Here is an 8,132-nt window from a genome sequence, read left to right on the forward strand (position 1 = left end):
TCCTAACTCTACCGTTCATATCTTCAAGGATTGCCCAGTGAATGCAGCTCATTTTCATAGTAAAGTCGGGGTAGGATTACGCTCACCACACCTTGATTACTTTAGCCAACATAAACCATCACTTTCGTGGCTCGAAGTGCATAGTGAGAACTACTTCCAGCCCTATTCTGCATCGCGTCAAACACTACGTAAACTCGCCAATGACTATCAAATCAGCTGCCATGGTATCGGCCTATCTTTGGGTAGTGTTGAACGTGTAAACCCAGATCATCTTAAACAGCTACAAAATCTGATCAGCGAACTGAAACCTTTTTTAGTTTCAGACCACTTAAGTTGGAGCGAAAATGGTGGACACTACTTCAACGATCTCCTACCACTGCCATACACCGAAGAAGCACTGAATGTGTTTTGCCGCAATGTACTTGAAGTACAAGATGCACTGCAGCGCCCAATGCTGATTGAAAACCCTTCGAGCTATGTAAAGTTCAAGCACTCTACGATAAGTGAATGGGACTTTCTAACTGGAGTGCAAAAGCGCACCGACTGCCGCCTGTTATTAGATTTGAACAATATCCATGTCTCAGCGTTTAACCACGGTTTCGATAGCCACCACTATCTAAACTCAATTCCTGCTGATGCCGTTGATGAGATTCACTTGGCAGGTTTTACGGTAAAACAACTCGATAAGGGCGAAGTATGGATTGATACTCACAGTCGTCCCGTCAGTGATGAAGTATGGAGGCTGTTTCAGTACTGGTTAGAGCAATACGGAGAGAGGCACACCTTAATCGAGTGGGATCTGGATATTCCCCAACCGGAAGTGTTACTAGCCGAAGCATCCAAGGCTAGCCACCACCTAAATCAGTGGCAAGCCAATAAGAGGAGAGCATCATGAGTGCTTCCCCTTCTCTTGCCGATCTACAACATACCTTCGCCCAAGCACTGCATTACCAAGCGACAGGAGAAGAGTGCAATATCAGCAATGATAACTTCAGTGCCGATGAACGTATGCAGATCTACCGTAACAACTTCATCATCAGTTTAAGCGACGTGCTGCAAGCCACCTACCCGATGCTAAATGCGTTATGGGGAGAAGAGTGTTTTGAGCAAATCGCTCGTCAACATGTTCTCGACTACCCATTGGAAGCGGGTGATGTTAGCCACTATGGCGAGCATTTCGACACCACTATTGAACGGTTTCCTGCCGTCATAGAGGCTGCGCCATATAGCTTAGAAGTCGCCCGTTATGAGTGGCATATCGATCTTGCTCAGCAACAGAGTAACCAAATCAGCCTTGCTGACGCTCTTCTACCGCTAGCTCATCTCGCTCAAGTTCCAGTGGCACAGCAACCACAAATACAACTACACCTAAAACCCGGTGTAATGGCTTTTCAATCACCTTATGCACTGTTCTCACTCCAACAAGCGATCAACAGCAACAACTTCGAAGGTTTGAATTTAGAACAAGCGCAACAGGGCCTCATTGCCAGCTCATTGGAAAGTGAGGTTTGGACATTGGCTTTGGATACCGATCCTTATCAACTGCTCAGCTTTTTGCAGTCAGGATGCATGTTGACTGAAATTCCACCAGAGTTACTCACACATCTCGAAATCCTGACTCAGCACGACCTGCTGGCTGGTTTCTCTCTCGCTACATTAGAAGGATAACAATATGTCTAGTGCCATAAAGAGTATGCTCGAGAGCTATGACAACTGGGTTGAAAAGCTGCAGATCGGGATTGTACCTCTGCTACTACTCTTTTGCCGACTTTGGGTTGCTTGGGTTTTCTTTAACTCAGGACTAACCAAGATAGCCTCATGGGATAGCACCCTATTCCTATTCGAATACGAGTATCAAGTGCCAATCCTATCTTGGGAACTGGCTGCCTATTTAGGTACAGCGGCTGAGCTCGTGCTACCCGTGTTCCTTGCCTTGGGGCTGCTCACTCGCCCAATGGCAGCGCTGCTGTTTGTATTCAACATCATCGCTGTCGTCTCTTACCCACTGCTGTGGGAAAAAGGCTTCTATGACCATCAACTATGGGGCTTAATGATCCTAATCGTAGTGCTATGGGGACCCGGTAATCTCTCAGCCGACAAGCGACTTCGCAGCAAACTAGGCTAGTCTTCGCTGCTTAAGTCTTCTTTAACAGAGTTCACCGCATCTCGTGATGCATGACCAATTGCCTTGGTTGTGTCACGAGTTGCGTGGCCGATGGCTTTGGTTGTATCACGCGTTGCATGACCAATTGATGTACCCGCCTCTTTAAGCTCTGCACACCCCGCAACAGCTATAACCAATCCCGCACCGAGTAGAAACTTCTTAGAAAACATACAACCTCCATAACAATAGGAGAGGAAATAGTAACAAAAAACCGTTCCACTGCATCAGGGAACGGTTTTTTATTTTGTGAAAATCTAACTTAAGAGTTAGGCAGCAATCCCTGCATGACGCAGCAAAGCATCAATTTGCGGTTCACGTCCACGGAAGCGCTTGAACAGCTCCATGGGTTCTTCACTTCCGCCCATTTCAAGAATGTTGTTTAGGAAGCTCTGACCCGTTTCTGTATTGAAAATACCTTCTTCTTCAAAACGTGAGAACGCATCAGATGAAAGCACTTCCGCCCATAGATAGCTGTAGTAGCCTGCGCTGTAACCACCAGCAAAAATATGGCTGAAGCTATGTGAGAAGCGGTTCCATTCTAAGCTTGGTAGCACCGCGACTTTTGATTTCACTTCAGCGAGCGTTTCTAGCACACGTGGGCCAACCTCTGGATCGAACTCGGTATGCAGAGTAAAGTCAAACAGGCCGAACTCTAGCTGACGAAGAATAAACATCGCCGACTGGAAGTTCTTCGCCGCAAGCATCTTATCAAGCATCTCTTTTGGTAGCGGCTCGCCTGTTTCAAAATGACCAGAAATAAATGCCAGCGCCTGCTCTTCCCAACACCAGTTCTCTAAGAACTGACTAGGTAGTTCAACCGCATCCCATGGCACACCATTGATACCCGATACCGCACCAGTTTCAACCTGAGTCAACATATGGTGGATACCATGACCAAACTCGTGGAATAGAGTGACCACTTCATCATGAGTAAACAGTGCAGGCTTATCACCAACAGGACGGTTGAAGTTACAGGTTAAGTACGCCACAGGGGTTTGCAGTTCACCATTAGCATTAATACGACGCACGCGACATTCATCCATCCAAGCGCCGCCACGTTTGTGCTCACGGGCATACAGATCTAGATAGAAACTGCCACGGAGGTTGTTGTCAGAGTCAAAAATATCGAAGAAGCGCACAGATTCATGCCAAGTATCAACACCTTCACGCTCTTTAACCACCATACCAAATACACGGTTGAGCACTTTAAACAGACCACTCACCGCTTTCGCTTCTGGGAAGTAAGGACGTAGTTCTTCATCGGAGATTTGGAACAGGTGCTGTTTCTGCTTTTCGCTGTAGTAAGCGATATCCCACAAGTTAAGCTCTTCAACCCCAAACTCTGCTTTAGCGAATTGACGCAGTTCCTCCACTTCGCGCTCACCTTGCGGTTTTGCTTTACTGGCTAAGTCATTCAAGAAACCTAATACTTGCGACGGATTCTCTGCCATTTTGGTTGCTAGAGACTTCTCGCTAAAAGTGTTAAAGCCGAGCATACGAGCGATTTCATAACGCAGTTTCAACTGCTCGTTGATGATCTCTGTGTTATCCCACTCGCCCGCTTTAGGACCACGATCTGATGCACGAGTCACGTACGCTTCATACAGTTCTTTACGTAGCTCTTGGTTATCACAGTAAGTCATAACCGGCAGGTAAGACGGGATATCGAGTGTCAGTAGGTAACCATCAAGCTCTTTGGCTTCTGCGGCCGCTTTGGCTGCTGCCAATGCCGATTCAGGCATACCCGCCAACTGTTTTTCATCTGCAACGTGCTTGGTCCACCCCATGGTGGCATCAAGCACGTTATTAGAAAACTTAGAGCCAAGCTCAGACATACGCTTACTGATCTCACCATAACGGTTCTGTTGATCCGCGGGTAAACCAATGCCCGACAGTTCGAAATCACGCAGTGAATCTGTAATGGTTTTCTTTTGCGCCTGTGACAAAGCGGCAAACTCATCACTTGCCTTGATCGCCTTGTAAGCTTCAAACAGACCTTTGTGCTGGCCGACCCAAGTGCCATATTCTGACAATAACGGTAGACAACTTTCGTACGCCTCGCGCAGTTCATCGCTGTTCAGCACGGAGTTCATATGGCTCACTGGTGACCAAATGCGGCTAAGGTGATCATCCACTTCTTCAATTGGCGCAACCACGTTGTCCCATGTTGGTTGAGTATTGCCCTCTAATACTTTGTCTATCTTGGTGCGGCAATCAGCGATCGCTTGTTCAACCGCTGGCTTAACATGTTCCGGTTTGATCTGAGAAAATGGCGGCAAATCGGCAAAGCTAAGAAGTGGATTAGACATAAATCATTCCTTTTGTTGGCAAGCGAACTGACTGGTTCGTCTCTTAAGTATATTCAACGTCTTATAGATTAAATATAGGTCGCGTCGTCATTTTTCAATAGAAGCGAGGTGCTAAGTTGTATCTAAATGCGAGCATCATAAAGCCACTGGGTATATAATCGGCTGATTGTTTGTCCCAACTTCAATATGGTTTAGTGGCCATTTCGAGAGAGTCATTTTGTTAAGTTACCGCCACAGTTTTCACGCTGGCAACCACGCAGACGTGATTAAACATATCGTTCAAAGTCTTATTCTCAACGCATTAAAGCAGAAAGATAAGCCATTTGTTTATCACGATACCCACTCAGGTGTTGGTCGTTATGATTTAACCCACGAGTGGTCAGAAAAGACCAGTGAGTATAAGCAAGGTATTGCTCGCGTGTGGCAACAAAACGACATTCCCGAAGAGATTCAAAGTTACTTAGAGTCGATCAAGACACTCAACAATGGCGACGCACTGCGTTACTACCCGGGCTCTCCACGCGTAGCACGTGCTCACTTACGCCCACAAGATCGTATGGTTCTGACCGAACTACACCCCGCAGATTACCCGCTACTAGAGCAAGAGTTCCATCGCGACCGCCAAGTAAGCATCTACAAAGAGGATGGTTTCAAACGCCTTAAAGCCAGTTTGCCACCAAAAGAGCGTCGTGGCTTAGTCTTGATCGACCCTCCTTATGAGTTGGCAAAAGAGTACCGCGACGTCGTTCAAGCTATCTTCCAAAGCTACAAGCGCTGGGCAACGGGTATTTACGCGATCTGGTATCCGGTCGTTAACCGTCACGACATTGAAGATATGATCGAAGGCTTAGAAGGGCTCGGTATTCGTAAGATTCTGCAAATAGAGCTGGGTGTGGCCCCCGACACCAACGAGCGTGGTATGACAGCATCAGGCATGATTGTTATCAACCCACCATGGAAACTAGAGAGCCAGATGAATGCAATTTTACCATTTTTGAAGGAAGCAATTGCACCGGCAACCGGTCACTTCAAAATAGAATGGATTGTACCGGAATAATCGATTTCTAAACGGCAGAGCCAAAGGCTCTGCTTCATCGCTAAATGTCATAACAACACGCACTTTTTCCCATTGGGAAATCAATGGCGGTCGATTTATGATAAGAGATAAGGACAGCTATGTACTGCGATTGAGTTTCAGACCCCTCGCCCCAATGTCATTGGCATAGCAATCAATAATTCAAAAAGCTCGGAGAAAGTAATGGCGACTCATTTTGATTACATCTGTATTGGCGGCGGCTCAGGCGGCATCGCATCAGCAAACCGTGCAGCGATGTACGGCGCGAAAGTAGCCCTAATTGAAGCTCAAGACCTTGGCGGCACCTGTGTTAACGTTGGCTGTGTACCTAAAAAAGTGATGTGGCACGGCGCTCAGATTGCAGATGCAATGAACCTATACGCTGAAGATTACGGCTTTGACATTGACGTGAAAGGCTTTGATTGGAGCAAATTGGTTGAGAGCCGTCAGGCATACATTGGCCGTATTCACCAATCTTATGACCGCGTACTGGGCAACAACAAGGTTCACGTAATCAAAGGCTTCGCTAAATTCGTCGATGCGAAGACCGTGGAAGTGAATGGTGAGCACTACACAGCGGATCACATCACGATTGCCGTTGGTGGACGCCCAACCATTCCAAACATCCCAGGCGCTGAATATGGCATCGACTCTAACGGCTTCTTTGAGCTTGCAGAACAACCAAAGCGCGTTGCCGTGATTGGCGCAGGTTACATCGCCGTCGAGATTGCAGGTGTACTAAATGCCCTTGGCACAGAAACACACCTGTTTGTGCGTAAAGAGTCACCACTACGTAGCTTTGACCCTATGATCATTGAAACACTCGTTGAGGTAATGGACGCAGAAGGTCCTAAGCTGCACACTCATTCGATTCCAAAAGAGATCGTCAAAGAAGCTGACGGCAGCCTAACTCTGCACCTAGAGAACGGTAACACCCAAAACGTTGACCAACTGATTTGGGCGATTGGTCGTCACCCAGCGACAGACGCTATCAACCTTGCTTCTACCGGTATTGAAACCAATGAACGAGGTTACATCAAGGTAGACGAATACCAAGAGACCAACGTCAAAGGCATCTACTGCGTCGGTGATATCATGGAAGGCGGTATCGAGCTAACGCCTGTTGCAGTTAAAGCGGGTCGTCAATTATCTGAGCGTCTGTTTAACAACAAACCCAACGCGAAAATGGACTACGATCTAGTCCCTACCGTTGTATTCAGCCACCCGCCAATTGGCACTATCGGCTTAACAACTCAAGAAGCGGAAGCGAAGTACGGCAAAGACAACGTGAAAGTATACACGTCAGGCTTTACCGCAATGTACACCGCCGTTACTAAGCACCGTCAGCCATGTAAGATGAAGCTAGTATGTGCAGGTGAAGAAGAGACGGTAGTTGGCCTACACGGCATCGGATTCACGGTTGATGAAATGATTCAAGGCTTTGGCGTCGCAATGAAGATGGGCGCAACCAAAGCTGACTTCGACTCTGTTGTGGCGATTCACCCCACGGGCTCTGAGGAGTTCGTTACCATGTAGATCATGGTCTGGAAAATCCACCCTGTAGATTTGTAAAGTCTGGAAAACCTACTAGCCTCTGTATATCTAGTACATATGGAGGCTAGTATGGTTACCGTTGTAAACTCGAAAAGTTTTGATGTTCCCCGAATATACCCAACGTCATATAAATCAACCTCCATTCATCTGAGTGGGTTTCCTACGTTCTACTCTAAAGACAACGAATATCTGCTTCCGGTTAATCTCTGGTTCAATTATTTGGTTAACATTCGAAAAGCAGCCGACATAACAGCAAGTGTTCGTGCTCTTAAAAGATATTGGCAATTCTTAGAAACGAATAATTACTCTTGGGACAATTTCCCAGTAAACGACTACCTAAAACCTACCTACCGCTTTCGAAATGATGACCTATTAAAAGCAGCGAGGTGTGGTGAGATCGCCTTTTCTACAGCGTCTATGTATATTCTTCATGTCATCAAGTTTTATGAATGGGCTGCTCATGAGAGATTCATAACGTTCACTGAAGAGAATAAACCCTTTAACTACCAAATAGTCCATATTGCTAACTCAGGAATGATGAGTCATAACAAACCTAAGTTTGCAATACGCTCAACTGATCTCAGGATCAGAAAGCCAACAAGAAATGAACAACAAAAACTTAACCCACTCTCTAGACAAGAGTTAGTTTTCTTCGCGGATTGCCTTTTAGAAAGCTCTGAAGAATTCATGATTCATCAACTTCTTCAAGTTCAGTCGGGGTTGCGCGTTGAAGAGGCTTGTACATTTCCGTTGTCGGTTGTTGAAATGCCTAGACAACATATTCATAGATACGAAGTTGAAATCGGTGTTCACAACGGCGTACACACAAAATTCAATAGAACTCGTAAAGTAGAAATACCCAACCAATTAATGCGTAAAATGTATGATTACTCAGTTAGTGAACGTCGACTAAGACGCAGCCAAAAGTCTGAAAAAGAATACAAAACACTCCTTCTCAACAATTTAGGTAACCCTCTTTGCAGTAACAACATCCAGCAGCACTTTCGGCGCTTAAAACATCGTATCCAAG

8 protein-coding genes are annotated in these 8,132 nt (G+C 46.2%); 6 read left to right on the plus strand and 2 right to left on the minus strand.

Annotated features, from left to right (window positions below):
• The first annotated feature begins 37 nt into the window (after positions 1 to 37).
• Genes bufB through QTO00_RS10605 form a run of 3 tightly spaced genes read left to right on the plus strand, consistent with a single transcriptional unit; the run spans position 38 to position 2,125 of the window.
• Positions 38 to 895 (plus strand): MNIO family bufferin maturase, encoded by an 858-nt coding sequence (gene bufB, locus QTO00_RS10595; protein WP_331424761.1) that lies wholly within the window; start codon positions 38 to 40, stop codon positions 893 to 895.
• Positions 892 to 1,668: an HvfC/BufC N-terminal domain-containing protein gene (locus QTO00_RS10600; RefSeq protein ID WP_331424753.1), complete on the plus strand. Its 777-nt coding sequence runs from the start codon at positions 892 to 894 to the stop codon at positions 1,666 to 1,668. The genes bufB and QTO00_RS10600 overlap by 4 nt, the downstream gene beginning before the upstream one ends.
• A gap of 4 nt (positions 1,669 to 1,672) precedes the next feature.
• A complete protein-coding gene (locus tag QTO00_RS10605; protein ID WP_038209977.1) occupies positions 1,673 to 2,125 on the plus strand; it encodes a DoxX family protein in 453 nt (150 codons plus the stop codon).
• Here QTO00_RS10605 and QTO00_RS10610 read toward each other — a convergent pair.
• Both QTO00_RS10610 and prlC read right to left on the minus strand, forming a co-directional pair.
• Complete coding sequence (locus QTO00_RS10610; RefSeq protein ID WP_331424755.1) at positions 2,122 to 2,334, minus strand: hypothetical protein; 213 nt, start codon at positions 2,332 to 2,334, stop codon at positions 2,122 to 2,124. The two genes, QTO00_RS10605 and QTO00_RS10610, sit on opposite strands and share 4 nt — an antisense overlap.
• A 96-nt stretch (positions 2,335 to 2,430) precedes the next feature.
• On the minus strand, positions 2,431 to 4,473 hold the full coding sequence (prlC, locus tag QTO00_RS10615) for an oligopeptidase A (protein WP_331424756.1): 2,043 nt from the start codon (positions 4,471 to 4,473) through the stop codon (positions 2,431 to 2,433).
• 217 nt (positions 4,474 to 4,690) lie between these two features.
• On the opposite strand from prlC, the gene QTO00_RS10620 reads away from it, so the two are divergent.
• From QTO00_RS10620 to QTO00_RS10630, 3 genes are all read left to right on the plus strand, one after another.
• Positions 4,691 to 5,530: a 23S rRNA (adenine(2030)-N(6))-methyltransferase RlmJ gene (locus tag QTO00_RS10620; RefSeq protein WP_331424757.1), complete on the plus strand. Its 840-nt coding sequence runs from the start codon at positions 4,691 to 4,693 to the stop codon at positions 5,528 to 5,530.
• Positions 5,531 to 5,731: 201 nt separating this feature from the next.
• Entirely contained in the window at positions 5,732 to 7,084 is a 1,353-nt protein-coding gene (gene gorA, locus QTO00_RS10625) for a glutathione-disulfide reductase (protein WP_331424759.1), read from the plus strand.
• Between the two features lie 87 nt (positions 7,085 to 7,171).
• Positions 7,172 to 8,132, plus strand: a 961-nt coding sequence (locus tag QTO00_RS10630; protein ID WP_331424760.1) for a site-specific integrase, incomplete at its 3' end; no start/stop codon positions are given.

Origin of the sequence: Vibrio sp. M260118 (assembly GCF_036533755.1) — a bacterium.
Taxonomy (GTDB): Bacteria; Pseudomonadota; Gammaproteobacteria; order Enterobacterales; family Vibrionaceae; genus Vibrio.